The organism is Bacillus sp. PS95 (assembly GCF_037963565.1).
Lineage (GTDB): Bacteria > Bacillota > Bacilli > Bacillales > Bacillaceae > Bacillus > Bacillus subtilis.
Window position 1 is genome coordinate 2624658 of the sequence record NZ_CP150160.1, and the last position, 26455, is coordinate 2651112.

Sequence of the window (26455 nt, forward strand, 5' to 3'; positions counted from 1 at the left end):
ATTTTTTCGAAAGATCTGCTTTTATTCAACTCTTTAAATACCGTAGGGGGTATAATATAACGCATATAAAAATTCGTCAACCTTAGGTTGATGAATTTTTATCGGCTCTTTACCAATAAGTCGACTGCGTCTTTTACTAAATTTTGTGTGTCTTCGCCTTTTTCTAAACTTTCACGAACACAATGTTCAAGGTTTGTGCTCACAATTAAACCCATCGCTCGATCGATCGCATTACGGGAAGCTGCTAATTGGGTCACAACCTCTCTACAATCTTTTCCTTGTTCCATCATAGTCAATACACCTTTAATTTGTCCTTCAATCCGTCGTAAGCGGTTTTTAATCTTTTGATCATACTCCATATATCAATGAAATCCTTTCTTTCATTTATTTTTACATTTACATGTTGCCAGTTCATAACTGTTTACATGGATACCTTTGCGCTTTAGAAAACGCACTCCTAAATTTAATTCCACCCGGTCACGAGCTATTATGTGTATTTTATCACGTGGAATCTCTAAATAAAAACGTTTTAGATACGCATATGGGATGTTTAAAATAATATTATCCGAAAAATTGGCTACATCGTTATAATGACGAATATCTAATATTGTGATGTCCATAGCCTCTAATTTATCTTTATGGATACAAGAGATTCCGGTTATAGGATAATAACGTCTATACGTTGCAATGATAATCACAAAAATAAGCAGGAATGCAATAACTAAATAATTGATACTATTTACACCACCTTATTAACTCTTTGTTTATTCACAAAACAATAATATACCCCCATAGGTATATAGTCAAGTGTGAAAGTTACTTTCTTTGAGCTGATAGATTCATTTCGATATCCGCGGATTGAAAAAATACTTACATTCGATAATGCCAATTCTGCTAAAAGGAACTCGAATAAAGCAATAAGCCGATTTAATTTTAAATCGGCTTTATTTATCAATTACTTAAAATTAGCACAAGACACGCTGCTTGGATATTAAATGGGGTTTCATTAGCATGGTACTGGTTCCCCATGTTTCATGCTGGATGTGACTTTAATTATTATAGAATTCTGCAGAATATCTGTGCTAATCTTCCGCAGCCACTGCATCTGCTTTGGTTTCATGAACTGTACCAAATGGATGGTTAGGAGGAGCATAAATGGAGTAAAGTTTTAATGGCGTATTTCCTGTATTAATTACGTTGTGCCAAGTGCCGGCAGGGACAACAATGGCAGAATCATCATAGACATTTCTTTGAAAGTTCAAATGATCTTTGCTCTTTCCCATTTTGACGATCCCACGCCCCTGCTCAATCCGTAAGAACTGGTCAACGTTAGGATGGATTTCCAAACCAATGTCTTCTCCAATACCAAGACTCATCAAAGTCACTTGAAAATGCTCTCCTGTCCATAAAGCAGTACGGAACGTATGGTTTTGTTTTGTGGCTCTATTGATATTTACAACAAATGGTTTTGGCCCATAATCCTTCAAGAGAAGGTTTCTATCTTCATATGAAGAGCGCAAATCGGCACCTCTGTGTACGTTCTCCATCTCATTTGGAATAGTCCAATAAACAGATCTTCCATCATTATACATCGGTACAGTCACATAATAATAACATTGAGGCGAAAAAGGGTTATAGTACATTTTTTGATCCCCACAATTATAAATTTTTGTGATAGTATCCTATGCATTTATTAAGGGAGTGTGCTAAATCAAGAAAACTCATATTAAACACAAAAATGAATGTTCGATCACCGTTTGATTCATGGATGAATAATTTATCACCGACCTTGTAATCGTTTTCTGGATGTTGAATTTCACTAGCCTTTGTTAACAAGACATCGAATGACACCTTTATATGATGGATTATCAAAGGTCGACGATCCTAAATGGCTTTTGAACATTTACATAGCACAACAACAGAGTATACGGAATTCTGTTGTTTGTCCCCCCTATCCCAGCTCTTTTAGATTTATCCCTTTGGATGCGCCTTGATGGCCAGCTTTTCAGCAGCGTAGAATTTATCGCCTCCTGAATCGTTATAGCATATTTCAACGCCGATAGACTTGCGGTTCCCAGTGCCGTTTGTACCGTCTCCTGTATGTGGGCTCGCTTTTAGTAAACCAGTTTATATTCTTTTTGGGCACACAACAGAAACAATTTTTCCATATGAAAATCTCGTAATCTTACACCTCTTTAACTTGAAGGAGGATTTTTGCATATGTATTTTCATACCCGTCAACTACCATCTCATCCAGCATATATTCCTCATATGCATTTTCCCCTATTTGCATTCCATTTCTTTCAATGAACTCAATGATTCTCCGGTACGCCTCTTCAGTATTTCCGCCTATTTCATATCCAACTGCATACAGGCCTTTTGGCCGTACATGATAATTTATGTTCTCTGCCCCATCTTTTACTTTTATATAAAAGTAACTGTAATTGTAGAAGTCTTTTTCTAAGATTTGTTCCCGTGCAAAGATTCCGCCTATCGGATATCCTTCATCTAATTCATATTGCTGAACTTCATGAATGAGTTCTGAAATGGCTGCCACATATTTTCGTTCTGGTAAGTTTAATGTTTTTCGGCTTAACATGAATGTTTCTTCATTTAAATATTCAAAAGAAATTGAAGAAAAATCAGTCTCAAGTGCTTGTTCTGTAAGCGTCACTTTTGTTTGTAAGATCGTTTGCAACTGCTTAAGCTCATTTATTTTTTTATCAATCTCAATAGACTTTTCTTTTAGAACATGCAGGATCTTGTCTGGTGTTTTTCCTTTTATTAGACACTTTATTTCTTTTAATGGAACCCCAAGCTCTTTAAATAGACTGATGACTTGAAAAATCTCAAATTGATGATAGGAATAATATCTATACCCATTTTCTTTTTTTATTTCCGGCGAGAAAAGACCAATCTCATCATAATGAAATAAGGTTTGTTTTTTTACACGGCAGAGCTTCGAAAACTCCCCTGTTGTGAAATACTTCTTAACATCTTCGCTCATAAAAACCTCCTTGACTATACGGTAACCATATACCTTATGATTTGATTGTACTTGAAAAAAGCGTCAAGCGAAAAGGATAGGTAAAAAGGGTTCAATTGAGTAAAAGGGGAATTCAGATGAAAAAATCAATAAATGAGCAAAAAGCGATATTCATTATACTATTAAGCAACATCTTCGTAGCATTTCTTGGTATCGGTTTAATCATTCCAGTTATGCCTTCTTTTATGAAAATCATGCATTTATCCGGCAGCACAATGGGTTATCTTGTTGCGGCTTTTGCCATTTCTCAGTTAATTACTTCACCTTTTGCAGGTAGGTGGGTTGACCGTTTCGGGAGAAAAAAAATGATTATTCTCGGGTTGCTTATATTCAGTTTATCTGAGTTGATTTTCGGATTAGGGACCCATGTTTCAATATTTTATTTCTCGAGGATATTGGGTGGTGTAAGTGCGGCTTTTATCATGCCCGCGGTAACAGCATATGTAGCTGATATTACAACCCTAAAGGAAAGGTCAAAGGCTATGGGGTATGTTTCTGCTGCAATTAGCACCGGCTTTATTATTGGGCCTGGTGCGGGAGGATTTATTGCCGGCTTTGGCATCCGCATGCCGTTTTTCTTCGCCTCCGCCATCGCGTTAATAGCAGCTGTCACTTCCGTTTTTATACTAAAAGAGTCATTGTCGATAGAAGAACGCCATCAACTCTCATCTCATACAAAGGAATCAAATTTCATTAAAGACTTGAAGAGATCCATTCATCCTGTCTATTTCATTGCATTTATTATCGTCTTTGTAATGGCTTTTGGTTTATCAGCTTATGAAACGGTATTCAGCTTGTTTTCTGATCATAAATTTGGCTTCACACCAAAAGATATTGCAGCCATTATTACGATTAGCTCCATTGTTGCGGTAGTTATTCAAGTTTTACTTTTCGGGAAATTGGTCAACAAACTTGGAGAGAAAAGAATGATTCAGCTGTGCTTAATAACCGGTGCGATCTTGGCTTTCGTGTCTACTGTTATGTCAGGATTTTTAACTGTTTTGCTTGTAACTTGTTTTATTTTTCTGGCGTTCGATTTGCTACGTCCGGCCTTAACCGCTCATTTATCCAATATGGCCGGTAACCAGCAGGGTTTCGTAGCAGGCATGAACTCCACATACACCAGCCTGGGAAATATATTTGGACCTGCTTTAGGCGGTATACTATTTGATCTTAACATTCATTATCCTTTCCTTTTTGCAGGTTTCGTTATGATTGTCGGCCTTGGTCTTACAATGGTTTGGAAAGAAAAAAAGAATGATGCTGCAGCTTTGAATTAATTCATTTTCTATAAAGTCAAGTCATTTGGATGCAGGGAATGCCCCTGGTTAGGCACAATAAGAAAAGGTACTTAATTTGATAGGCTACATGTTGCTTGACGTGAATATAGTTTAAGCTGAGTTTTAGCAATATCAGGATACCGGGATAAGAAAAAAGGAGAATGTAGTATGAGTATAAAAATAAAAGGAGTAACTGATGATAATCGTGCTGCAATTCTTGATCTACATGTCAGCCAGAATCAATTATCATATATTGAATCTACAAAAATATGTTTAGAGGATGCAAACGAATGTCACTATTATAAACCTGTCGGGCTTTACTATGAAGGAGATCTAGTCGGTTTTGCAATGTATGGATTGTTTCCCGAGTATGATGAAGATAATAAAAACGGACGAGTCTGGCTTGACCGATTTTTTATTGACGAACGCTATCAGGGAAAAGGATTAGGGAAGAAAATGCTTAAAGCCCTCATTCAGCACCTTGCTGAGCTATATAAATGCAAAAGAATTTATTTAAGTATATTTGAAGATAATATTCATGCTATACGCCTTTATCAAAGGTTTGGTTTTCAATTTAATGGTGAACTCGACTTTAATGGTGAGAAGGTAATGGTAAAAGAGCTATAGATATCCAGGCCTCCTTTTTTGCTGAGAAACGTTTGAACTTCGATAATGATTACCTACTTAAACTGCAAGATCATTGTTTAAAAAAGCCTGGATGAAAATTTCATCTCAGGCTTTAAGCATCTTATTAGTCAAAATCTCATGTGTTTTATCCAGATGTTATTCTTTTTTCCGGACAATTTCTAAATAATTAATATGCCGGCCAACTGTTTTGTGCACTTTAAAAATATACCCATCGGCTTCTATAACGGACCCAACTGCAGCGTCTATTTGTTGAGTCATAAACCAGCCGCCTATTGTATCCACTTCGTCACTTGCTAACGTCGTTCCCAATAAATCATTTACATCTTCAATGAGCACTTTCGAATCTAAGATATAGTGATTATCATTTACTTTTCTAATATTAGGCACTTCATCTTTATCAAATTCATCTCTGATTTCCCCGACAATTTCTTCAAGAATATCTTCAGCAGTGACTAAACCTGAAGTTCCGCCATATTCATCCACAAGAATAGCGATATGTGTTCGCTCTTTTTGCATTTTTACCAATAAATCATGAATTGGAACGGATTCAATAACATGGATAACAGGGTTGATATTATTTTCTAACTTGAAATCCTCTTTTATCTTCTGGTCTGTGTCAATATAAGCTGACAAGAATTCTTTAGCATTGATAAAACCAATGATTGAATCTTTATCTCCATTTAGGACTGGGTACCTTGTATAACTCTCTGTCTTAATGGTCTTAACAATAGTTTCATAAGAATCCTCACTAGAAATCGCTACGATCTCTCTTCTCGGAATCATAATTTCTTTGGCGATTCTTTCATCAAATTCAAAAATATTATTTACATATTTCAACTCATTTTGATTGATTTCACCGCTCTTATAGCTTTCAGACAGTAAGATGCGCAGTTCTTCTTCAGAATGAGCAAGTTCATGTTCTGATGCAGGTTTCAAACCGAAGAGTCCTACTATAAACCGGGCTGAACCATTTAAAAACCATATAAAAGGGAACAGGATGCGGTAAAACCAAATAATTGGCTTTGCAGTCAAAAGAGTGATGGTTTCCGCTTTTTGGATAGCGAGTGTTTTAGGAGCAAGTTCTCCAACTACAACGTGCAAAAAAGTCGCCATCACAAAAGCAATCACTAAGATCAATACATGTGAGACTGTTTCACTTACATGAAAATGAGCAAATAAGGGGTGCAAAATCACTTCAAAAGTCGATTCTCCAACCCAGCCAATTCCCAACGCTGTAACCGTGATCCCTAATTGACAAGCTGACAAATATTCGTCCAAATGAGTAATGACCTTTTTGGCTGATACGGCACCTTTTTTTCCCTCTAATATGAGTTGGTCAATTTTTGATGACCTGATCTTTACTATCGCAAATTCAGTCGCAACAAAAAATGCTGTTAAGACAATTAAAATAGTAAAGATTATAAGGTTAATGGTTGTCAATGATTTGCCTTACCTAGTAAGGCGTACACCTCCGATATAAATATTTATTTTTATAACCCGTTTTTTCTGAATAAACAAAAAACAGTATATATAACATTATAAGTTCAAATGAACCTAAAATCAACTCTGAATGATGTAAATAATCATCTTTTTCCGTATGGAGAGTGGTTCCCGTAGTATTCAACTAGCGATTGGTGACGTTTTAAGGCTTAAAATAGAAAGCAAAATAAAAACACACCTGAATTTTCTGGTGTGTTTTAATAATATCCAACCGTCTTGATTTATTTAATGTCTTTATTAAGGTTTTCTTTTAAAATTTGAATCAATTCCGCCTGTTGCTTTATATTTTTGCGGCCATTTCTATTAATTGCAGCAAGTTCACAGACAATTCCAGCTGAAATGAAAAACAATAAACCTTCAAACATTTTAAATCCCCCACCGTCTAAGTGATAGTCAAATTTGTTTTTTCTTTTTGTAATACCTGCTTATAATCTTCCTTACGCTGATATATGTTATTTAAAATGAGTCCAATAATGACAAACAGTGTTCCTACTATATCAAATGCAGTTATGTTATATCCTTTGATCACCATGATTAACAATGTAGTAATGGGGACAAAGTTAATAAATAAAATTCCATTAATGGATGATAGGATTTTAATGCCATAGTTCCAACTAAGGAGGGCTATGATACCTGGTAAAGTAATCATAAATAAAAAATCATACTTAATTGCTGCAATCACTTTAATACTCGGTACCGACACGTAACCTTGCGCGGTAAGTATAGCTGTCATGATTCCTGTTATAGCTGTGCCGAATAAACATGTCAATGTTGAATAACGAAGTGTGGACCACTCTCGGAATATCTGTCCCCCCATTGTGTAGACAACCCACCCTAAAACACCAATGAATATAAAGAGTAGCGAGAATAGATGATCCCCCAATAAAAAAAAGAAACTTATATTACCTTTGGTTATGACCATCGAAGCCCCCAAAAAGGCAATCAATATACTGATCATTGTGTATTTTTTAGGTTTCACATGTTTATATCCCCATAGAATAACAATTGAAAGCATTGGCATGAGTGCCTCGGCAATGGATGCTGTCATAATTCCAGACTTCCCCATCAACCTTTGACCTAAAAAAATAAGAACATTGTATACAGTAAACGCCATAACCCCAAATAAAATGATCCATTTTGCTTTACCCTCTAAATAAAATGATTTTTTTCCTTCTCTCACCAATAATAAAATCACTAACATAATCGTTACCACACCGTAGCGAATAAATGAAAAATAAAACGGATCAATAAATTCTAATGCATGATCTGCAACTGGAAACATCGCGCCCCAAGACATACTTGCTACTAAACATGTAAGGGCACCAATGAATAATTGACTTTTTTTCATTGAATTCCCCTCCTTTTCTTTAAAATTACAATGAGAATTATAAAAAGAAGTAAGCATCAAGTAAAATGAACAAAAGTGATGAAAAACATCATTGATAATGATACTTTAATGAAGGGGGGATCTTCATGGAACTGCGAGACTTACAAATTTTCAAATGCGTAGCCCATCACAAGAGTATTACCGGTGCTGCAAAAGAGTTAAATTATGTACAATCTAATGTAACTGCGCGGATTAAGCAATTAGAGAATGAGCTCAAAACACCTCTTTTCAATCGCCATAAAAAAGGGGTTTCACTAAGCCCAGAGGGCCGAAAAATGATTGAATACGTTAACAAAATTTTGAAAGATGTTGAAGAACTGGAGCAGGTCTTTCTAGATACTGAAATACCATCTGGAATATTAAAAATCGGTACAGTGGAAACAGTGAGGATACTGCCGACCATCATAGCTTCCTATTATAAAAAGTATCCTAATGTGGATTTATCATTGCAGGCTGGTCTAACAGAGGAACTTATTAAAAAGGTCATGAATCACGAATTAGACGGAGCTTTTATTTCAGGCCCTTTGAAACATTCTATTCTGGAACAGTATGATGTTTATACTGAAAAACTTACTCTTGTAACCAGTAACAAAACGTTTAATATAGAGGATCTTTCAACGACTCCGATTCTTGTTTTTAATCAGGGGTGCGGGTATCGGTCTAGGCTTGAACAATGGCTCAAAGATGAAGGTGTGCACCCAAACAGAATGATGGAATTTAACATCCTGGAGACAATCTTAAATAGTGTTGCACTTGGACTCGGTATAACAGTGGTACCGGAATCTGCTGTTATGCATCTAGCTGCACAAGGTAAGGTTTATTGTCACCCATTGCCTGAGAAAGATAGCTGTATCTCAACAATCTTTATACGCCATAAAGATGCGTACCTGACAAATTCAATGCGCAGCCTCCTTAAGACCATTGTTGAACATAAAAATATGAGTATGGCTTAAAGTGCTTTTTCTCTTTCTATGTTAACTTCTTAAATAAAAGAGAAAGCGCATCTCCACTTCGCTACCCTTATTCACGCAAAAAATAGAGCAGTAAACATGTGAGTTACTGCTCTGCTTCGTTTATTCACCGTTCATTTGTTTTACAATGTATTCAGCATCATTTCCTACGCCTTGAAGCAACGCTGAACCTCGCTTATGCTGCCAAGGCAAACCTATAAAGTACAATCCTTCTACAGGTGAAACACCTCTATGATGTATGATTCGACCTTCTTGATCCAAAACACCTTTTATATTTATCCAACATAAGGGATTCCTGAAACCAGTAGCCCAAATAATATTGTTTACTTCTAATGTAGATGAATCTTTAAAAATGATTTCATTTTGCTTTGCGGCAATGACTCTTTTTTTTAAGATGATCTCCTTCTGTTTTATTGCATGTTTTAATTCATGCCCAAATACTGGATCACCTTTCTTTTGAATGAATTTGCCTACTATTGATGTATGACTTGCATGTAAAACTCCTAGTTTATCAAACCACCAAAAGATGCTTCTTTTTCCGATCATTAAAGGGAAATAAACTAGTTTATTACTACAGGCTAAATATGTAACTCTTTCTTTGGATAATTCAACAGCTATTTGAGCACCACTATTCCCACCACCAACTACTAGTACATTTCCATATGCCAATTGTTTTGAATTCTTATATTGTGATGAGTGTAGTTGATTAATATTATCGGATAAATCCTTTGATATTGATGGAATATTAGGGGTATGAAAAGGCCCTGTAGCAATGACAAGATTCTTCGTTTGATATTCTTCCCGATTTGTTTTTATTAAGAAATAATTCTTTATTTTTAGGACACTTATTACTTCTGTCCGTAATTGGATTGGAATTTCAAATTTTTTAACATACTTCTTTAGATAAGCAACAATTTCATTTTTTGAAGGAAATCCATGTTTTTCTCCTTCAAGATGCATTCCAGGCAAAGAGCTATACATTCGAGAAGTAAATAAAACTAATGAGTCATACCGATCTTTCCAGCTCTCCCCCACCTCATGACTTTTATCCAAAATGATAAACTTTTGATCGGACTGCTTAAGATAATATCCTATTGAGATCCCTGCTTGACCAGCCCCGATTACTATAGTGTCGTACACATTATCACCCCGCCAATTTCAAATTGTCAGTAGACAGAATTTGCAAAATGCTAGTTGATCTCCTCACTATAAAGTTAGATAAAAAATTTAATGGTGATGGTGGTTACGCGGCTTCTCCATTTTGGGCTGACAAAGGATCGCATTGTCGTGATTATGCGCTTCGGTTTCCATTTGAATGGTTACGTGCGTAATGCCTTTATGCTCAAGTTCATGTTCAATTTTGCGTAAAATATTTTCACTTTCTGAAATGGTCAGTTGATCGTCCACAACTGCATGGCAAGAAAGAGCATTCAATCCGCTTGTGATAGACCATATGTGTAAATCATGAATGTTTTGAATTCCCTCTGTCCCTTCAATTGTACGAATGATATCAGAGACATCGATATTTTCTGGAGTTCCTTCCATTAAGATGTGAATGGAATCTTTAGTCACATTGTAACCGCTTCTTAGAACAAGAATAGCCACAATGATACTAGCCAATGGATCTGCCCAGCCCCATCCAAAGAAGATGATAAGTATGGCAGCTAAAATGGCACCTACAGAGCCGAGCATATCGCTTATTACATGTAAATAAGCTCCTCTTATATTCAGATTATTCTTTGTAGCTCCGCCACTCATCATAATCCAAGCGACCAATAGATTCACAACTAACCCGATGATACTAATTGTAAGCATGCCGGTTGCTGCTACTTTTGGTGGATTAGAGAAGCGTTCGATTGCTTCATAAATGATATAAAGAGAAATAAGAATTAAGGCAGCACCGTTTATCACAGCTGCAAGAATCTCAAATCGTTTATAGCCGAATGTCTTATTGTGATTTGCCTTTTTTTCAGCTAATGTAAAAGCAATCAGGGCAACCATTAATGAAATTGAATCACTCAGCATATGGCCTGCATCAGATAAAAGCGCCAGACTATTTGTTAAAAATCCACCTATAGCTTCTATTATCATATAACCTGTAATCATGATAAAAGAGATCAATAAAACCTTTTTATTTGCTCCTTCATTATGATTGTGACTATGATTGTGACCCATAAAAAACTCCTCCTTAACTAAAGTTTTTAATACATATGTATTTATTATTTCAAATCTGTTATGAAGCATTCTAACATGATGCAAATAATATTTATATATGAGCATGTGTTCATATATAAATATATCTGCTCTTTACTGAAATGTCAAAATATTTTTTATAGAAATCAACAATACCTCCTTAATTATTCTCTTATTAACATAAAAAAGCGGAACAAACACATGGTTTGCTCCGCTAACCTAGTTTCTCTATCCTTTTCTTGTAGTATGCAACTACAATTTACCTGTTAAAATTGGGCCTCACCAAGTCCAAAACTCCAGTCAGCATTATCATTTTCAACAATAGATACAATTAAATCAGTTGATGCGATACCACACTCAGATTCCAGTCTTTCGGCTAACAGCCTGTAGAATTTTTGTTTCTTCTCTTCCGGTCGGGATTTACTTGTAACAGAAAGAACAACAAGATTTTTGGTTCGGTTAAATCCTAAGCCTGTATCCTCAATAATCATATGATTTTCTGGATGTTCATGCACAATTTGATAACGGTCCTGTTGAGGCACATCAAAAGCCTCTACTACAACATTGTGAGCGACATCTAAAAGTTTTTTCAAACTTGATTGATCTCGCCCTTCTATTAAGTCAAAACGAAGTAATGGCATAAAATCCCCTCTTTCTACTGTCAGATATTTCTAATCAATCATCTGCTACATAATGTGCTCATTTTTATTCTTACTACATTAGAATAAAATAATTTCCCAATAACCCCTTCATTGTTGTTAGTCAAGCCTATGTTATGATGTGTATTTCCATAGGCAATATACAGAATCAACTTCGAGTAATTAACCATTTTTTGAAATAGCCTTATCACTTACTCTAGAAATCATTTATTCTTCTAAGCTTTAGTTTACATGAAGCTCTGCTATCATATATAATTCAAAATTAAGATGGAAGACATCTCAAAATCAGATATCAATTATGGAGGACTGCATGAATATTCAGTTGTTACAGGTTTTTCTCACTACTGCTCGTGAAGGCAGTATTTCCAAGGCTGCTCAGACTTTAAATTATGCACAATCGAATGTAACGAATAAGATACAACAACTAGAAAACGATTTACAGACAAAATTATTCTATCGCCATAGTCGAGGAATCACACTTACTCCCCCAGGGCAAATTCTTGTTTCTTACTCAGAGAAAATTCTACATACTATTGAAGAAGCTAGAGCAGCCATGGGCGAATCATCCGCGCCTTCTGGGCCACTGCGTATAGGATCAATGGAAACAACAGCTGCAGTTTGGCTTCCTCAACTCCTTGCACATTATAATAACCTCTATCCAAATGTTGATTTGAACCTAGTAACCGGTCCTACGGAACAACAAATACAAGCAGTTTTACATTATGAGTTAAACGGCGCTTTTATTTCAGGGCCTATTGAACACCCTGATTTAGTTCAAGAAAAGGTATTGGATGAAGAGATGGTTCTTGTTACAAGTGCTTCACACCCTGTGATTTCTTCCATTCAGGATGTTCAAACACAAACAATGCTTGTATTCCGTAAAGGATGCTCTTACAGAGCAAAGCTCAATCATATCCTGCAAGAAGAAGGTTTATTACCTATAAAATTAATGGAATTTGGCATACTTGAAGCGATCATTGGCTGTGTAAGCGCCGGCTTGGGGATTTCACTGCTGCCTCGTTCAATCATTGCTTCGCATGAAAAAGAAGGCCGCATCCGCAGCCACACTATCTCTGACAAATATTCTTTCGTATCAACTATGTTTATAAGGCGGAAAGACACTTTAATTACCCCTGCTTTATCTGCTTTTTTAACGCATATGAGGGATCATTTTCAGATAAAGAGGCCAGATCAATCGTAAATAAATGGATGGAAGGCATGCTTCGCCTCAAAATACCCCTGATCAGTTGTCTGATATAAAAATATAGGCGCATCTCAATGTTTGTATAGAGCAAAAAAGCAAACTTCGGTATGTAGTTTGCTTTTTCTTCGTGATTTTGCACTCTGAATCGTGAAACCTAGTCGATATTAGGATGTAGATTTTCCTCATTCAAAGAATTTTGAACGAAGGTCATTGCCCTAGACACTTGGTTGCGTCTTGAAGTTAAAGGCTGACTATTTCCTAAAGCGTCAATCGCTCTCACAACTATTAAATATTCACCTACAGATTTCGGGTGACAACGGGAAGATTGATATTTTCGGTTGGACAGGGGCAGAACATCCAATTGTAACAGTTGAAGTATCCACTGATGGAGGAGATCCTGCAGATCTGAGTGATATTGCTGTTAATTGATCAACTTGTTTTTGCTCGGAATATACTCAGTATATAGCCGCATATTCCCCCTGCAATAGCTGGAATGAGCCACCCCAGCCCTATGTTATACATAGGAAGAATCTGAGTGAAAATATGATTCACAACTTCAATTTTTATTCCCGCCTCCTTCAAACCGTCGAATAAGCTGATGATGAATGCGAATAATAAACTGCCTTGATACACTTCTGTCTTCCCTTTAAATACAGAATGCAAAAACGTTAAAAATATTAAGGAAATCGCGATAGGATACATCGTCAGTAAGACAGGCATTGACACCTTAATGAGCTGGGTTAATCCTATATTTGCGACAAGTGTACTAAACACTGATAAAACGACAGCAATTTTTTTATAAGAAATGTTCGGAAATAATTCATGAAAAAATGAAGAACACGCTGTGATCAGTCCAACACTTGTCGTCAGACACGCCACTGTAATCATTAAGCCCAATAAGATTGAACCATAAGATCCAAAATAATAGGATGAAACCTTAGCCAAGACCTCTGCTCCATTTTCTAAAATCCCCAGTTCTTCAACGCTGGAAGCCCCCATATAGGAAAGGGCTGTATACATAACTGCTAAGAGTACAGCTGCAATCGCGGCTGCTTTTGCACAAACACCCATCAGCTGTTTTTTGGTAGAAGCTCCTTGTTCTTTCAATGCATTCACGATGATAATTCCAAAAACAAATGCTACAAGGGCATCCAGAGTGAGGTATCCTTCCTGAAATCCTTTAAAAAACGCTTGTGATGTGTACCCTTTTGATGGTGCTTGAATGGTTCCAATTGGGCGAATAAGAGCTACCACTACAAGCAATCCGATAAATGTCAGCTTAATTGGCGTCAAAAATTTCCCAACTATATCAATGATTTTTGAAGGATTGAGTGATAACAAGCATGCCAATGCGAAAAATAATATTGTAAATAAGATTAATGAGACAGGGCCTGCATCATTTGATAAAAAAGGTTTTACCCCAATTTCAAACGATACGTTTCCTGATCTTGGGATAGCGAAAAAAGGCCCGATTGCCAAATAGAGAATCGTCGTAAATACAATGCCAAACACCGGGTGAACACGGCTGGCTAACGACTGTAAGTTTTGTTTACCCGAAAAAACAAATGCTGTTATAGCCAGTAACGGCAATCCAACTCCGGTCACTAAGAAACCTGCATTAGCGACCCATACATTTTTCCCAGCCATTTGACCAAGCATAGGCGGAAAAATGAGGTTTCCTGCTCCAAAAAACAATGCAAATAGCATTAATCCTATAATGATGATATAGGAAGCAGACACTTTTTTTGACATTATATATCCTCCGATTAAAGTAGACACTTCTTGAATAGCCAGGAAACATTACAGATGCTATTTGCAACTGGCGCAGTGTTGATTCCAAAATAAGTTTGTGTCAGTTTTATATATTTTTATCAAGTTCAACAAAAGCATGATCATTTTGATCGTTTCCGATATCGGTTAAAAAACCAATTGCACCAAAACCATATAAACAACGGTTCCCCCCGCTATGGAAAGAAGCATATTTTTCTTCCACAAGTGAAGCAGTACAACTGCAGCTGCTCCAACCAATTCAGGAATGCCATGACTTCCAGAAAGTAGACTCACATCTTTTAAACAATAAATGACCAAAAGCCCGATTACCGCTGATGGCAACACTTTACCAAGATACTGTACATATTTCGGTGTCGGTTTGCCAGACGGGAAAATCATGAATGGAAGGAACCGTGTCAGCATTGTTCCAAGCACGACCATTGCGATGGTGATCATTTGCTGCGTCATAGTCATCGTCATACGGAAACCTCAGCTTTCTCCAATGGTTTTCTCAGAACAGTCAGTACCCCTAAAATGGCGAGCATAGCAGGAATAATAAATTGGTTTCCGCCAAAAAGGATAAGACAGGCTACTGAAAGTCCAAGTCCTGTGAGAGCACTGTAATGCTTTTTTTCTTTCATCCATTGTTCTATGAATATCACAATAAACAGAGCAGTCATCACAAAATCAAGCCCTTCGGTATTAAATTTCACGTACGACCCAAAAATACCTCCTATCGCTGCCCCCGCGACCCAATATAAATGATTAAGCAGTGTCACAAAAAACATAAACCAGCCCTTGTCAACATTCGCCGGAACATTAGCGGTATAATTGATAGAAAATGATTCATCGCACATTCCGAAAATCAGATAGAGCTTTTTCTTTCCAGTCCCTCTGTACTTATCCAACATGGAAATTCCATAAAACAAATGCCGGGCATTGACCATTAACGTCAAAAAAAGAGCATTCATAGGGTTGAACGCACCAAGTAAAAAATTCGCTGCAACAAACTCCATTGAGCCCGCAAATATCATAAAACTCATGATGATTGGATAGATTGCGCTAAATCCCAAAGAATGCATAAAGATTCCATAAGCTATCCCCAAAAATAAAAACCCCGCAAAAATCGGAATTGTATATGGGAATGCAGAACGAAATGCAGCCCATATTTGACCTCTCTTATTCATATGAGTGTTTATAGCAGGAGAGCTTAAATGTAACGATTCTTTATTTTTATTCAAATCAACAACCTCCTACATTTCATCAATTGGCACACTGACAGTTCTTTTTTCTGTACTCATGACTATGCTTGTGTCAACTCCACTAATAGCAGGGTTCTGCATTAATGAATCAATGATAAAATTCCGATAACTCTCCATGTCCTTCGCCACAATCTTAAGCATATAGTCATGGCTTCCTGTAAGTGTGTAGCATTCTTGAACCTGTGGGAATTTGTTTATATCCTCTAAAAATGAATGAATTGTCTCCCTATTTAAAGGTGATAAGTTGATGAGAGCTAGTGCTGTGACTTCGATTCCAAGTTTTTTCTCATCAACAATAGTCGTAAACTTTTTAATTATACCTGCTTCTACTAGGTTCTTTGTTCTTGCAAGGCAAGCTGATGGTGAAAGCCCAATTTTCTTAGATAAATTTAAATTTGATATTGAAGCATCTTCCTGCAATTCTCTTAAAATGGCCTTATCAGTTTCGTCAAGCATAATACCCATTTCACACCCCCCAATACCTTTAACAGAATTATATTTCATACAATTTAAATAATAACGAATTTTTATTCGATGATCAAATATTATTTAAATTTAAATCCCTTTAAAATATTATTCACAGAATAAAATTATCCCCGCGATTAACTCATAATGAAATTAACTTACATCAGAAAGAAGTCATGGGAGAGTTATGTACTTGTGTGACTTGATACCAACATCATAAGAAACTTATCAGAAGCCAAAAAGTTATTGCGGTCTCACCGAAAATTGAATTTGCGGTGCCCATTGCCTTTTTCCGCGAACGAAAATTGTTAAAATTCGCAAAACAGAAAGTCTACTCTATTATTATTTTAAATTCGTCCTTTAGTTCCTCTTGAGCCTCTTGTAAAACTTCTAATACATCGTCAGCGTATGAACCTAAAAATGTAAATGTATCAAGACTAAAGTGAGCGGCAAATCCATCCACCCTGTCAGGCAATCCCATAAAGCGTCTAAATTTCTCCCATAGTAGTCTGGGAAGTCTAGTTTATCTTTTAAAACATCATGTAAAACTTCTATATTTTCAAAGTCTCTTCCATCTATCATTATTTTTCTCATTAGAAACTATGCCCTCCATTATTTTATCTTAACAAACGTTTACTATGTAACAGCTGTTTGTCCAAATGAGGCTGAAAACAAATAAAAAACACCGATAGGATGAAACTATTGGTGTTTGCAAGACATTTTCATGCCCGGTAGGCATAAATAATGCTAAATTTTGTTTTTAAAAATGACATATCCCCCAAAAAATTAAAAACTGAGCGGCAGTTCTTCGAGTGCTCTCATCAGAAAATTCCCTTTCCATTTCATTTGTTCCTTTTCGCCTTTTAACTGTATATTTGGACAGCGGCGTAATAACGTGGAAATCGCAATCTTTGCTTCTAAGCGGGCTAGCTGTGCACCAAGGCAAAAATGATTGCCATGGCCAAAAGCAATATGGCGGTTGTTCTTTCTTTCAATATCAAATATGTCGGCATTTGGAAATATCTTCTCATCACGGTTTGCTGATGCTAAAGAAATGATGATCACATCTTTCCTTTTAATCTCCTGCCCATGCAGTATAAACGGTTCAGCCGTCCAGCGAATTGTCGTTAGTTCAACAGGGCTGTGAAACCGCAATGCTTCTTCTATGGCTGAATTCATCAAGTCCGGCTGCTGGCGGAGCTTTTCTAATTGATCTTGGTGACACATCAGAGCATATGTCAAATTGGTGATTAAGTTTACGGTTGTTTCATGACCTGCAACGATAAGCAGCATAATCATCGAGTACAATTCTTCTGTACTTAATTGTGTGCCTTCACTTTCCGCTTGAATTAATGCACTTATTAAATCTCCTGCAGGTTCTCTCCTTTTTTTGCGAACTAAGGATTCCAGATATTCAACAAATTCCCCTAACAAATGGTCATTCTCCTGAAGTCTTTCAGGGGCATCTGAAAAATCAATAATTGCTTGCGACCACACTCTGAATTTTTGACGATCTTCCAAGGGAATGCCGAGCATTTCACTTATCACGATAATCGGCAATGGAAACGCATAATCGTCTACTAGGTTCATGAATTTGTTGGGCTGCACTTTATCCAATAAAGAATCTGCGATATGTTGGATTTTGTCTTCCAACTGCAAAATCATCCGATGCGTAAATGCTTTTTGAACAAGAGTTCGCAAGCGGTTGTGATCCGGGGGATCTGAATTAAGCATATGTTTTGTTAAAGACTCTTCATTCTTCAATAGAGCAGGACGTTTTTCTTTTGCGGTAAATACATTTTCATAGTTTTTCTTTAATTTTTCATTCTTTAATAAATGTATTGCATCATCATATCTCGATATGAGCCAGCCTTTCCCCAGAGATCCTAAAGATAATGGGTAGAGAGGCTGTGATTTTCGCAATTCTTTATAAAATTCATACGCTTCATCTTTAAATGCTCTCGAAGACAATTGACTTTCCGTCAAGATGGTTACACTCTTTTTTTCTTTTGAAGACATTCATTCGACCTCCATCTTTATGAAAGGTTATGATAATCTTTAAATATAAAAACAGGACGATTTGTAAAATGATCTATTGAGATCAGTATTCATGATAAGGGCCAAAATGCCGCCCCCGCATTTTGAAATAAAAGATATGAGACAGTCATTAATCATTTTGCTGCCTAAACTCTTTCCCTGATAAAATGGCGAAACTCCTAATACTTCTATGCCGGCTCTTTTAAGGATTTGAAGATTTTTAGCCTCATTTTGATTAATGTTATCCCCCCTGCTGCTATATAATCGATCAAGTTAATGTCGAGTTTATCACGATGTTTTAATCGAGCGGCAACAACCATTTCACCATTCTGAATGTCAACAAAAAAGAAATGCTTTTTAAAATATGCTCTTGTCAGTACTTTATGCATTTCAAAAATAAATGAATGATCTTTTTTTCGCGTTTTACGAGTAAATCCATAAAAGGATATTGATTGAAAGATTCATGGAGTAGCTTTGCCACTTAGCTTATTCATCTGCCCTAGCTTGTCGATAAAGAAAAATTGATACATCTCCTCTGAGCAAGTAAAGAAGGAAATCGAATTAAAGCGCCCTTCCTATTGGAAAGGCGCCTGCCGTTTTACTGTGCCAAAATGTTTTTCATCAGTGAGTTTTTATAAAATCATTTATTAATTGATCAGTTGTCAATATTGTGGCAAATTCATCATGCAATGTAGCTAGAGATATATTATGAATAGTCGCCGCATCATAATATGTATCATTTTGGTCTCTCATTCCGAAGGCTGCTGTTGCATCTGAAATCAGGTATGTATCAAACCCTAAATTACCACTCATTCTTGTGGTGGTTGATACACAGTGAGGCGTGGTTAAACCAGTTATGACTACAGTGTTTATTTCATTTAATTTTAAGAATTCTTCTAAATTCGTACCAATAAAGCTGCTATTTACTGTCTTGGTTATAATGACTTCTTCATCCATAGGCTTAACTATTTCCTTTATCGCAAACCCTTCATTCTTTGGATGGAATAAAGAATGAGGTTTATCAGAAGTGTGTTGTATGTATATGACTGTCCATCCTTTTTCTCTCCATAATTTTAGTATTTTACTAATATTTTCTTCCGCCTTTACGTTATTCCGTTCCCCCCATTTTTTATCATCGAAGGCTTTTTGTACATCCACAATGATTAAAGCTTTTTTCTTTTCTTCCACAAGATACCCTCCTATGTAGAATTTCTATTTATTACTACATTCTAAATACAAATTTTACTTTTGTACAATTGTTTAATGATGAATTTCAAATGAGCGCCTTCTTTATTGGAAAATGCGTTCTAAACTGCAACTGTGCCCAAGCCGTTAACCTTCAATAATCTAATCTGAGAATCACTGGCTCTACAGAGAATGATAAAAAGCACTCTAATAACGAGTGCCGAAATGAAAAACTATTGATTTAGAAGCCATTTGATACGCTCAGCTGAAAAGATGTAGTGGAGTATTATTAGACATAAAAAGACAATACCAACTGGTTTTAAATGACTAAAATAAAGCGTTGCAACAGCCAGTGCAAAGATCAATAATTCAATAACTAACCTTGTTACCCCGTTTACAGCTATTACAGTTTGTCCACTTCGACTAGGATCATGAGGTACTGCAAATACAGACCAGACAATCATAACTGCAATAGGTAAAACCAAAGTTGAAACATATTTAAAATAACCATTAAAGCTTATCCAAGCAAACACCCCTAAGGAGATTAGTGCAGCGATTTCAAGGGTGAATCTTAAAAGTAAATTAGTCTGATTCAGTTTTTCCAACTCCTCTATAAAAAACACCCCCGCAGGAGATGCTCTTTCTCTGCTTTATTTCAGCGTATAAAAACTTTTCTGTTCTTCCTCTTTAGATTCTATTGTAGTTTTCGGCGAGATTACCTCTACTTTTGAAGAGATGATACCGACTGCTGCTGTTACCAATGCTCCGATTAATAGAACGATGATAAGTATAATGAAATATGACAACTTTTCCCCTCCTATCCAGTTAATTATCCAAATAATCAGGAAGTTGTCTACAATTTGCAGAATTTGTCGAACGAAGTAAAGAATATACCATAAAAGCTGAATATTGACCTCGCTTATCGCTGGGAGGCTTTACTCATTGTATGAATTACAGTAATACACTACCTTCCCTTTTGAGAAGACGTTCCTCTCTTATATCCATTTGTTGCAACTTAGCTAGACTCTTCCAATAGGCTTCCTTTTGGCGCAGCTGCTTTTATTCAAAAATTGAGCAACACCTGAATGTTTCATTGGAATTTCTGAACCATAGATCGTTGCTGAATTTGTTACAAATGCATACGTAGGAGTAGTCGAATGGTGGTTGAAAAATGAAATGCCTTACCCACCTCGAGTGATGGCAGAAAAAGCGGGGGTTTTGTTAGAGAGGAATCTATAGACATGTGTATCTAGAAGATTTGACAGCATTAAAAATTATACTTACATCGTTGGGAATAGGCCAACAATAAAGCGGAAGAACGTTGTCATTTGAAATGATTTGGAATAAAAATGATTCGAATATGTTCTTATCATTGGTAAACGAACAAAAAAAGAACATGTTTTGAAAAAAGATTGATCAAAACATCTTCTTATATGTTGTCCTAGCGTAACTTTTTATAAAAAGGTTGATTACATTTTCGGGGCTTCCAAACCAAATTTTGCCCATTCTTCTTTTGCTGGACCATAAATACCTGGAACAGTTAAACCTGCTTGTCTCATAAGAACAGTCATTTGTCCCCGATGGTGGTTTTGATGTTGAATTAAAAACATCAAAAGTGAACCGTTAGGCAATTGTTGTCCAATAAAGTTGATACGTTCTTGAAGTGTATGGTCAGTCCATTGGGTTTTTAATGCCTGTACAAATGCATTACTGGCTTGATGATAGCTGTCAGCTATAAACTGAGCCGAAGTTGGAACAGGATAATCTTCAGCTGGGGCATGGAACGTTAAGTCTGTGTTTGAGGTAATGATGCGAATAGCAGCAACAGTGTGCCAGGCAATACGGCCTAGAGTCCAATTTTGTGAAGTTATTTCTTGATTAAGTGATTCATCAGTCAGACTATTTAATAGTTTCTGTGTAGCATCTGCTTCGAACTCCCAAGATTTCAAAAAATGGTCTAAGGTTTGAAACACAAAAATCCTCCTTTTTATTCTTTTGTTTTTTCAATGTGCCTATAGGTTAATTATAATGCCTCGTTTCGTTAAAAAGAACAAAAATTTTGGACAAGAATAATCATAGTAAAATGCGTAGACCTTCTTAAACATAACGATTTACGCATCTTTTTACAAACATGGTGACTCCTTGGTCTCCATTGTCAGCGAGAATCAAATATCATATGAAAACAATCCTATATTCTTATTACTTTACTGAGCAATAAATACCTTCCGTATACTTAGTGATGCCTTCATCGTAATCAGGATACTGATATGTAAGACTTTCTGATACAGCTTTTGAATACTTTCTAAATAATGCATAGCAAGTAAATAAAGACTTCCACATTTCCTGATACCCATTCACAGAATATGTAGACATGAGTTCCTCCCATTCTTTATTTGAAAGGTACCGTTTCATAAATTTATAGTTCTTCCCCATACTAAATGAATACCCTTTCTGAGATGCGATATGCCAGGCCATCATTCTCAATAAATTAGGACGTACAATTTCATTTAAATGGTCAATGGCAAAAAGGATTTCATTTCTTGCTAGTCCTTTTACTACGTAAGTCGAAACCATCCAGAACTCATTACAGCAATCATCAAATTCCCTTGCAGTCGGCCTTTTCATCCAGTAATGGCGATCATTTGGGGTCAATTTATAGTTGATGAACGAATCCTTATCGAGCAAGACCTTAACCAAACCATCGTTATTAGCAAAATAATCTTCTGCTTCACGAATTGGAATAAGGGTTAGATCTAATTTGTTGCCATCCTCAAAAAGAATAATGTATGAAAACCAATTACCTAATTCGGGAGGAAAAAGCTCCATATCTTCTGGTTTTTGCATCATAATGCGCTTCCCAAAGATTTCGAGCCACTGATCATTTTCTTTAAAAGATTCTACATCAGTTACAAAATACGAGATGTCATAATCTTGGAAGTTGTCAGGAGGGATATTTCTGTTTGTACGTGACCCTTCCAAAGTGACCAATCGGATTCTCTCATCGTTCAAAGCAAAGTCCAAAAAAATGTCCATCATTTCCTGCTCACTTCGCATCTCATGTTCCTCCGTTTCAGCCTTAATATCTAACTGTAAAACCGAATATTGATCTGTACGTCTTATAGATTTTTTTACTCTTGAATGTGATGTATTCTTCTAAGCTTTATTTTACATGATGTTCTCCTATATATCATTCAATATTAAGATGCAAGACATCTCAAAATCAGATATCAACTATGACGGACTACATGAATATTCAGTTTTTTGTAGAGCCGCCATGGGACGACACTATCTTTGACGCACTTTAATCCCCCCTGCTTTATCGTCATGTTAACTGGTATGAGAGATTGACAAAAAGAAGGAAAACGATATATTTAAACGAATACGAGTTTTTGAGTAAATTTTAAAATGACACTTTTTTCAAAAATCATGTCTTAACGGGGGGATTCGGTATGAATGAATTTATGAAAAAGTTTTCTTTAACAAAACCGATTATTCAAGCTCCAATGGCTGGCGGTATTACAAAGCCCCGACTTGCATCTGCAGTTTCGAATCAAGGTGCTCTTGGCAGCTTAGCATCGGGGTATCTTACGCCAGACCTCCTAGAACAACAAATAAAAGAAATGTTTGAGCTGACAGACGCTCCTTTTCAAATTAATGTGTTTGTTCCGCTAGGTCTAGAGATGCCACCAAAAGATCAGATTAAAAAGTGGAAAGAAAACATACCGTTAGCTAATCAAGTAAATCAATTCACATCTGTACAAGAAGAGTGGGATGACTTCTATCAAAAAATTGATCTAATTTTAAAATACAAGGTTAAGGCTTGCTCATTCACTTTTGATCTGCCGCCTGAAGACGCAGTAAAGGAGCTAAAAAACGCTGGATGCTGTTTAATAGGAACCGCTTCAACAGTAGAAGAAGCATTGTTAATGGAAGAACGGGGAATGGATATAGTAGTCCTTCAAGGAAGTGAAGCCGGTGGACATCGCGGAGCATTCTTACCTTCCAAAGGTGAATCTGCCGTAGGTTTAATGGCTCTGATTCCACAAGCAGCAGATGCACTGAGCGTACCTGTCATAGCTGCTGGGGGAATGATAGACCACAGAGGAGTAAAAGCAGCTTTAACCCTCGGAGCCCAAGGAGTTCAAATCGGTTCTGCCTTTTTAATTTGTCACGAGAGTAACGCACATCCAGTGCATAAACAGAAAATACTAGAAGCAAACGAAGCAGATACAAAGCTTACGACATTATTTTCAGGTAAAGAGGCCAGAGGAATCGTTAATAAATGGATGGAAGAAAAAGAACAGTTTGAGACACAAACCCTTCCGTACCCTTATCAAAATACACTAACGAAGGCAATGAGACAGAAGGCTTCACTTCAAAATAACCATGATCAGATGTCTTTATGGGCAGGTCAAGGGATACGGTCATTGACTGAGGAAATTTCGGTTAAGCAGCTTTTAAATCAGCTTTGCCAAGAGGATATAAAAATATAGGCGCACCTCATTGATAGAGCAAAAAGCAAACTTCGACAGGCAGTTTGCTTTTTTTTCGTAATTTCATCCCCTGACTCTGGAAATCTCAATACTCCTACATTTTCAAAGCTAATTGATTCGGGTTATCAATCATCCCATTGATACGATGCGATCTTAATGATTTCACCACAACCACAATACATCACCAACATTTCGATCTTATCTCCTCTTCTCAAGTTTTGCTACCTATTCGAAAAATCGATAACTCCCATATTAAATTCGAATAGTAAAATGGTTCTTTTTCGTTTGATTCAGATGATATAAAGTCATATGATAAAAAAAGAATGAGACAGAAAGCGTGAGAAGTGATGAAAATAGGATTTTTTGATTCTGGAATTGGTGGCATGACTGTATTGTATGAGGCCATAAAAGTTCTTCCTTATGAAGATTACATTTTTTATGCAGATACGTTAAACGTTCCATACGGTGAAAAATCAAAGGGTAAAGTTAAAGAATATATTTTCAATGCAGCTGAATTTCTGGCCAGTCAAAATATCAAAGCTCTGGTTATTGCGTGTAATACAGCTACTAGCATTGCGATAGAGGATCTTCGGAGAAACTTCGACTTTCCGATAATCGGAATCGAACCCGCTGTAAAGCCTGCTATAAATAAATGTACAGAGGAAAGAAAAAGAGTTCTGGTAGTTGCTACTAATTTGACGCTTAAAGAAGAGAAATTTCATAATCTAGTTAAAGAAATTGATCACCATGACCTTGTTGATTGCTTAGCTCTTCCAGGACTAGTTGAATTTGCTGAGAACTTTGATTTTAGTGAAGACAAAATCATTAAATATCTAAAGAACGAACTATCTTCTTTTGATCTGAAACAATATGGAACGATTGTGTTAGGATGCACTCATTTTCCGTTTTTCAAAAACAGTTTTGAAAAACTGTTTGGGATAAAAGTTGATATTATTTCAGGCAGTGTCGGTACTGCAAAACAGTTGAAAAAAGTTCTTGCAGATCGTAATCAGCTTGGTAAAGGCTCGGGCTCAATCACCTTTTTCGATTCTGGCCACAAAATTGTGGAGCAAGAAATCATATCAAAGTACAAAAGATTGTTTGAAATATTAGATGAAACTCAAAGGAGTCATGTTGGACATTGAATGTAAGGGGCTCTGGTTATAAACAATTTTTCAGTAAATTTACAAAAGAGAGAAGTATGAATTCGGGTTTGTTATCCAATGTAAATGAAAAAGACAATCTCCTGAAGAGAAACATGAACTAAGAAGCGGGCTTAAAAAGCCCACTTTTTTTCTAACAAACAATTGAGTTATACACACATATCTGATTACAGTGTTTTCGCTCTTTCCCCTCTTATTTCTACCCCATCTCTATAGCTTTTCTATTTCAATAAAACACAAGTCTCGATTGAAAAGTTATCGTAACATTTACACTTCACAGGACATTTTTCGAGATTAGAAATCGACCGTTTGCCAGATACACAAAGTCATAATGTGTAAATTCTGTGTCTATTTGCATGTTTATTATGGAATTATTTTCATAATGTTTTATAATAGAAGATGATAGCGTTTTCTAATTATAATGATAGGGGGAAATAATGATGATGAAAAAAGGACTGCTCGCGGGTGCGCTTACGGCAACTGTGCTTTTTGGCACATGTGCAGTAGATGTGCCGGGTATTATTAGCCCAAAAACCGCAGAAGCTGCATCACAGCTAACTGATGGAATCGGCGGAAGGGCTTACTTGAACAGCACTGGTGCCATTTTTGTTACGAAAATCCAGCTTCCTAGCTCCATTCAGGTTTCAAATGGGACAGCCTACATCTACTCTGGCTTTAGCGGGGGCACAGAATCCGATATCGGGTTTCAGTACAGTGATAAATATAACGTATGGAAACCATATATGAAAGTCGGTTCAAAAGGACAGGATCAGGTTCAGTACCTCGAAGGAGGAAGCCAATTCACGAATACGAAAGGCTTCCGTCCCGGCAGCACCGTACAACTTACCATCTACAAAAATCTTAACGGCAATACCCGCGCTACATACTGGGGCACGAACAATGCGGGATACAACGGCCGTCTCATTTCAGAAATCAGCAAAACAAATGTCGGCTCCATCTCCAAATGGAAAGCGCTTGCTACAGTTGCTACAACAGGTTCACGCCAATCTATCAAATCAAATTTTTCAACATCTTTTACAAACATCACCATCGACAACAAAGCAATAACACCTGTAATTGATACACAAGACTTCGCTAAAGTAACAGTCTCAGGCAACAGTGTCAGTTTATCCGTTGTGAAAAATTAAAACATGTTAAACACACTTAAAGGGGGCTTTAAAAGCCCCTTTTT

General features: G+C 36.5%; 29 protein-coding genes and 3 pseudogenes. 8 read left to right on the forward strand and 24 right to left on the reverse strand.

Features of this window, described 5'->3' with window-relative positions:
* Positions 1–98: 98 nt before the first annotated feature.
* The 6 genes and pseudogenes from NSQ12_RS13655 to bltR form a co-directional block, all read right to left on the reverse strand.
* On the reverse strand, positions 99–359 hold the full coding sequence (locus NSQ12_RS13655) for a metal-sensitive transcriptional regulator (protein ID WP_339174907.1): 261 nt from the start codon (positions 357–359) through the stop codon (positions 99–101).
* A 21-nt stretch (positions 360–380) separates the two neighbouring features.
* Positions 381–698, reverse strand: coding sequence for a hypothetical protein (locus tag NSQ12_RS13660; RefSeq protein ID WP_015649913.1), 318 nt, complete (start codon positions 696–698; stop codon positions 381–383).
* Between the two features lie 384 nt (positions 699–1082).
* A complete protein-coding gene (locus NSQ12_RS13665; RefSeq protein WP_088467287.1) occupies positions 1083–1643 on the reverse strand; it encodes a cupin domain-containing protein in 561 nt (186 codons plus the stop codon).
* A gap of 225 nt (positions 1644–1868) precedes the next feature.
* Positions 1869–2012 carry a hypothetical protein gene (locus tag NSQ12_RS13670; protein ID WP_032722385.1) on the reverse strand — a complete coding sequence of 48 codons (144 nt, stop codon included), beginning with the start codon at positions 2010–2012 and terminating at the stop codon, positions 1869–1871.
* Positions 1990–2121, reverse strand: a pseudogene (locus tag NSQ12_RS13675) (hypothetical protein); the annotation flags it as partial. The pseudogene NSQ12_RS13675 and the gene NSQ12_RS13670, both read right to left, overlap by 23 nt.
* Before the next feature lie 64 nt (positions 2122–2185).
* Positions 2186–3007 carry a multidrug efflux transcriptional regulator BltR gene (gene bltR, locus NSQ12_RS13680; protein WP_014480349.1) on the reverse strand — a complete coding sequence of 274 codons (822 nt, stop codon included), beginning with the start codon at positions 3005–3007 and terminating at the stop codon, positions 2186–2188.
* A gap of 116 nt (positions 3008–3123) precedes the next feature.
* Between bltR and blt the strand changes: the two genes are divergently transcribed.
* The gene (gene blt / locus NSQ12_RS13685; RefSeq protein WP_217024297.1) at positions 3124–4326 is read left to right on the forward strand and encodes a multidrug efflux MFS transporter Blt; all 1203 of its coding nucleotides are present in this window, start codon (positions 3124–3126) and stop codon (positions 4324–4326) included.
* A 168-nt stretch (positions 4327–4494) separates the two neighbouring features.
* Positions 4495–4953: a spermine/spermidine acetyltransferase gene (gene bltD, locus NSQ12_RS13690; protein ID WP_217024299.1), complete on the forward strand. Its 459-nt coding sequence runs from the start codon at positions 4495–4497 to the stop codon at positions 4951–4953.
* 156 nt (positions 4954–5109) lie between these two features.
* Here the strand turns inward: bltD and NSQ12_RS13695 are convergent, their stop codons facing one another.
* The 3 genes from NSQ12_RS13695 to NSQ12_RS13705 all read right to left on the reverse strand — a co-directional run bounded on the left by NSQ12_RS13695 (position 5110) and on the right by NSQ12_RS13705 (position 7822).
* The gene (locus tag NSQ12_RS13695) at positions 5110–6414 is read right to left on the reverse strand and encodes a hemolysin family protein (RefSeq protein ID WP_217024301.1); all 1305 of its coding nucleotides are present in this window, start codon (positions 6412–6414) and stop codon (positions 5110–5112) included.
* A gap of 281 nt (positions 6415–6695) precedes the next feature.
* The gene (locus tag NSQ12_RS13700; protein WP_014477437.1) at positions 6696–6839 is read right to left on the reverse strand and encodes a YrzO family protein; all 144 of its coding nucleotides are present in this window, start codon (positions 6837–6839) and stop codon (positions 6696–6698) included.
* A 17-nt stretch (positions 6840–6856) separates the two neighbouring features.
* Positions 6857–7822, reverse strand: a complete 966-nt coding sequence (locus NSQ12_RS13705) for a DMT family transporter (protein ID WP_038427805.1) — start codon at positions 7820–7822, stop codon at positions 6857–6859.
* Between the two features lie 125 nt (positions 7823–7947).
* Here NSQ12_RS13705 and czcR point away from each other — a divergent pair, with 125 nt between their 5' ends.
* Positions 7948–8814 carry a LysR family transcriptional regulator CzcR gene (gene czcR / locus NSQ12_RS13710; RefSeq protein WP_029727177.1) on the forward strand — a complete coding sequence of 289 codons (867 nt, stop codon included), beginning with the start codon at positions 7948–7950 and terminating at the stop codon, positions 8812–8814.
* A gap of 120 nt (positions 8815–8934) precedes the next feature.
* On the opposite strand, the gene NSQ12_RS13715 is transcribed toward czcR, so the two are convergent.
* From NSQ12_RS13715 to NSQ12_RS13725, 3 genes are all read right to left on the reverse strand, one after another.
* Positions 8935–9972, reverse strand: coding sequence for an NAD(P)/FAD-dependent oxidoreductase (locus NSQ12_RS13715; RefSeq protein WP_003229874.1), 1038 nt, complete (start codon positions 9970–9972; stop codon positions 8935–8937).
* A gap of 87 nt (positions 9973–10059) precedes the next feature.
* Complete coding sequence (czcD, locus tag NSQ12_RS13720; RefSeq protein WP_339174911.1) at positions 10060–11007, reverse strand: CDF family zinc transporter CzcD; 948 nt, start codon at positions 11005–11007, stop codon at positions 10060–10062.
* A gap of 284 nt (positions 11008–11291) precedes the next feature.
* Positions 11292–11666, reverse strand: coding sequence for a tautomerase family protein (locus NSQ12_RS13725; RefSeq protein ID WP_153940003.1), 375 nt, complete (start codon positions 11664–11666; stop codon positions 11292–11294).
* Positions 11667–11994: 328 nt separating this feature from the next.
* Here NSQ12_RS13725 and gltR point away from each other — a divergent pair, with 328 nt between their 5' ends.
* The gene (gltR, locus tag NSQ12_RS13730) at positions 11995–12885 is read left to right on the forward strand and encodes a glutamate biosynthesis transcriptional regulator GltR (protein WP_041520479.1); all 891 of its coding nucleotides are present in this window, start codon (positions 11995–11997) and stop codon (positions 12883–12885) included.
* A gap of 157 nt (positions 12886–13042) precedes the next feature.
* On the opposite strand, the gene NSQ12_RS13735 is transcribed toward gltR, so the two are convergent.
* The 10 genes and pseudogenes from NSQ12_RS13735 to NSQ12_RS13780 all read right to left on the reverse strand — a co-directional run bounded on the left by NSQ12_RS13735 (position 13043) and on the right by NSQ12_RS13780 (position 20413).
* The gene (locus NSQ12_RS13735) at positions 13043–13291 is read right to left on the reverse strand and encodes a hypothetical protein (protein WP_225722182.1); all 249 of its coding nucleotides are present in this window, start codon (positions 13289–13291) and stop codon (positions 13043–13045) included.
* Positions 13292–13317: 26 nt separating this feature from the next.
* Positions 13318–14640, reverse strand: coding sequence for a branched-chain amino acid transport system II carrier protein (gene brnQ / locus NSQ12_RS13740; protein WP_339174915.1), 1323 nt, complete (start codon positions 14638–14640; stop codon positions 13318–13320).
* A 165-nt stretch (positions 14641–14805) separates the two neighbouring features.
* Complete coding sequence (azlD, locus tag NSQ12_RS13745) at positions 14806–15138, reverse strand: branched-chain amino acid transporter AzlD (RefSeq protein WP_003245988.1); 333 nt, start codon at positions 15136–15138, stop codon at positions 14806–14808.
* The gene (gene azlC / locus NSQ12_RS13750; RefSeq protein ID WP_064671004.1) at positions 15135–15899 is read right to left on the reverse strand and encodes an azaleucine resistance protein AzlC; all 765 of its coding nucleotides are present in this window, start codon (positions 15897–15899) and stop codon (positions 15135–15137) included. The genes azlD and azlC overlap by 4 nt, the downstream gene beginning before the upstream one ends.
* Positions 15900–15911: 12 nt before the next feature.
* On the reverse strand, positions 15912–16385 hold the full coding sequence (azlB, locus tag NSQ12_RS13755) for an azlBCD operon transcriptional regulator AzlB (RefSeq protein WP_015251617.1): 474 nt from the start codon (positions 16383–16385) through the stop codon (positions 15912–15914).
* Between the two features lie 331 nt (positions 16386–16716).
* Positions 16717–16979 (reverse strand): annotated as a pseudogene (locus NSQ12_RS13760) (barstar family protein).
* A gap of 192 nt (positions 16980–17171) precedes the next feature.
* The gene (locus tag NSQ12_RS13765; protein WP_339174918.1) at positions 17172–18404 is read right to left on the reverse strand and encodes a cytochrome P450; all 1233 of its coding nucleotides are present in this window, start codon (positions 18402–18404) and stop codon (positions 17172–17174) included.
* 639 nt (positions 18405–19043) lie between these two features.
* Positions 19044–19610 carry a cysteine hydrolase family protein gene (locus NSQ12_RS13770; protein WP_019712537.1) on the reverse strand — a complete coding sequence of 189 codons (567 nt, stop codon included), beginning with the start codon at positions 19608–19610 and terminating at the stop codon, positions 19044–19046.
* 230 nt (positions 19611–19840) lie between these two features.
* A complete protein-coding gene (locus tag NSQ12_RS13775; protein WP_339174920.1) occupies positions 19841–20212 on the reverse strand; it encodes a YrdB family protein in 372 nt (123 codons plus the stop codon).
* 45 nt (positions 20213–20257) lie between these two features.
* The gene (locus tag NSQ12_RS13780; RefSeq protein WP_014477443.1) at positions 20258–20413 is read right to left on the reverse strand and encodes a hypothetical protein; all 156 of its coding nucleotides are present in this window, start codon (positions 20411–20413) and stop codon (positions 20258–20260) included.
* Between the two features lie 289 nt (positions 20414–20702).
* On the opposite strand from NSQ12_RS13780, the pseudogene NSQ12_RS13785 reads away from it, so the two are divergent.
* Positions 20703–20846 (forward strand): annotated as a pseudogene (locus NSQ12_RS13785) (TetR-like C-terminal domain-containing protein); the annotation flags it as partial.
* Positions 20847–21076: 230 nt separating this feature from the next.
* Here NSQ12_RS13785 and NSQ12_RS13790 read toward each other — a convergent pair.
* Together NSQ12_RS13790 and aadK are read right to left on the reverse strand one after the other, a co-directional pair.
* Positions 21077–21580, reverse strand: coding sequence for a DinB family protein (locus tag NSQ12_RS13790; RefSeq protein WP_038427809.1), 504 nt, complete (start codon positions 21578–21580; stop codon positions 21077–21079).
* Positions 21581–21806: 226 nt separating this feature from the next.
* Positions 21807–22661 carry an aminoglycoside 6-adenylyltransferase AadK gene (gene aadK / locus NSQ12_RS13795; protein ID WP_339174922.1) on the reverse strand — a complete coding sequence of 285 codons (855 nt, stop codon included), beginning with the start codon at positions 22659–22661 and terminating at the stop codon, positions 21807–21809.
* Between the two features lie 395 nt (positions 22662–23056).
* Here aadK and NSQ12_RS13800 point away from each other — a divergent pair, with 395 nt between their 5' ends.
* The 3 genes from NSQ12_RS13800 (at position 23057) to NSQ12_RS13810 (ending at position 26411) form a co-directional block, all read left to right on the forward strand.
* Entirely contained in the window at positions 23057–24100 is a 1044-nt protein-coding gene (locus NSQ12_RS13800; RefSeq protein ID WP_069703845.1) for a nitronate monooxygenase, read from the forward strand.
* Between the two features lie 347 nt (positions 24101–24447).
* The gene (gene murI / locus NSQ12_RS13805; protein WP_026113666.1) at positions 24448–25245 is read left to right on the forward strand and encodes a glutamate racemase; all 798 of its coding nucleotides are present in this window, start codon (positions 24448–24450) and stop codon (positions 25243–25245) included.
* Positions 25246–25703: 458 nt separating this feature from the next.
* Entirely contained in the window at positions 25704–26411 is a 708-nt protein-coding gene (locus NSQ12_RS13810) for a YrpD family protein (protein WP_015483480.1), read from the forward strand.
* Positions 26412–26455: the final 44 nt, after the last annotated feature.